The sequence below is a fragment of the Lysinibacillus sp. NPDC056220 genome (assembly GCF_049315265.1).
GTDB lineage: Bacteria > Bacillota > Bacilli > Bacillales_A > Planococcaceae > Lysinibacillus > Lysinibacillus pinottii.
The window spans coordinates 1-1,211 of the sequence record NZ_JBMOXD010000024.1; the positions used below are offsets into that span (position 1 = coordinate 1).

Genomic DNA, 1,211 nt, shown 5'->3' on the forward strand with positions numbered 1-1,211 from the left:
TCACACCCGTTCCCATACCGAACACGGAAGTTAAGCTCTTTAGCGCCGATGGTAGTTGGGGGCTTCCCCCTGTGAGAGTAGGACGTCGCTAGGCATAATACCCAGGAGGATTAGCTCAGCTGGGAGAGCATCTGCCTTACAAGCAGAGGGTCGGCGGTTCGAGCCCGTCATCCTCCACCATTCGCCGGTTTAGCTCAGCAGGTAGAGCAACTGACTTGTAATCAGTAGGTCGTGGGTTCGATTCCTATAGCCGGCACCATTTTTTGAGCCATTAGCTCAGTTGGTAGAGCATCTGACTTTTAATCAGAGGGTCGAAGGTTCGAGTCCTTCATGGCTCACCATTTAAGTACCAACCATATTAAGCGGGTGTGGCGGAATTGGCAGACGCACTAGACTTAGGATCTAGCGCCGCAAGGCGTGGGGGTTCGACTCCCTTCACCCGCACCATTTTTCAATATGCCAGATAAAAAAACTTATGCACATGCGGAAGTAGTTCAGTGGTAGAACACCACCTTGCCAAGGTGGGGGTCGCGAGTTCGAACCTCGTCTTCCGCTCCAAATGTGCCGGGGTGGCGGAACTGGCAGACGCACAGGACTTAAAATCCTGCGGTAGGTGACTACCGTACCGGTTCGATTCCGGTCCTCGGCACCATTTTATATGCGCCCGTAGCTCAATTGGATAGAGCGTCTGACTACGGATCAGAAGGTTATGGGTTCGACTCCTGTCGGGCGCGCCATAAGAACAACGGGAAGTAGCTCAGCTTGGTAGAGCACTTGGTTTGGGACCAAGGGGTCGCAGGTTCGAATCCTGTCTTCCCGACCATTTCCAAAAAATATTATGGGGCCTTAGCTCAGCTGGGAGAGCGCCTGCCTTGCACGCAGGAGGTCAGCGGTTCGATCCCGCTAGGCTCCACCATAGTAAAATAACCAGTATAAAGATCCTGGCGGCGTAGCTCAGCTGGCTAGAGCGTACGGTTCATACCCGTAAGGTCGGGGGTTCGATCCCCTCTGCCGCCATCTTAAAGGACCTTTAGCTCAGTTGGTTAGAGCAGACGGCTCATAACCGTCCGGTCGCAGGTTCGAGTCCTGCAAGGTCCACCATTTATATATTGTTACGGAGGTATACCCAAGTCTGGCTGAAGGGATCGGTCTTGAAAACCGACAGGCGGGTAACACCGCGCGGGGGTTCGAATCCCTCTACCTCCTCCAGT

The 1,211-nt window shown here is 53.8% G+C and carries 12 tRNA genes and 1 rRNA gene; all 13 read left to right on the top strand.

Annotated features, from left to right (window positions below):
• Positions 1–94: ribosomal RNA gene (rrf, locus tag ACOZBY_RS21800) — 5S ribosomal RNA — on the top strand; the annotation flags it as partial.
• Between the two features lie 10 nt (positions 95–104).
• A tRNA-Val gene (locus ACOZBY_RS21805) sits at positions 105–180 on the top strand.
• Between the two features lie 3 nt (positions 181–183).
• Positions 184–259: transfer RNA gene (locus tag ACOZBY_RS21810), tRNA-Thr, on the top strand.
• A 6-nt stretch (positions 260–265) separates the two neighbouring features.
• Positions 266–341: transfer RNA gene (locus ACOZBY_RS21815), tRNA-Lys, on the top strand.
• A gap of 21 nt (positions 342–362) precedes the next feature.
• Positions 363–447: transfer RNA gene (locus ACOZBY_RS21820), tRNA-Leu, on the top strand.
• Between the two features lie 36 nt (positions 448–483).
• Positions 484–558, top strand: a tRNA-Gly gene (locus tag ACOZBY_RS21825).
• Positions 559–563: 5 nt separating this feature from the next.
• A tRNA-Leu gene (locus ACOZBY_RS21830) sits at positions 564–652 on the top strand.
• A gap of 8 nt (positions 653–660) precedes the next feature.
• Positions 661–737 (top strand) — tRNA-Arg (locus ACOZBY_RS21835).
• A gap of 9 nt (positions 738–746) precedes the next feature.
• Positions 747–823: transfer RNA gene (locus ACOZBY_RS21840), tRNA-Pro, on the top strand.
• A 17-nt stretch (positions 824–840) separates the two neighbouring features.
• Positions 841–916 (top strand) — tRNA-Ala (locus ACOZBY_RS21845).
• A gap of 27 nt (positions 917–943) precedes the next feature.
• Positions 944–1,017, top strand: a tRNA-Met gene (locus tag ACOZBY_RS21850).
• 7 nt (positions 1,018–1,024) lie between these two features.
• Positions 1,025–1,101, top strand: a tRNA-Ile gene (locus ACOZBY_RS21855).
• A 15-nt stretch (positions 1,102–1,116) separates the two neighbouring features.
• Positions 1,117–1,209, top strand: a tRNA-Ser gene (locus ACOZBY_RS21860).
• Positions 1,210–1,211 lie beyond the last annotated feature (2 nt).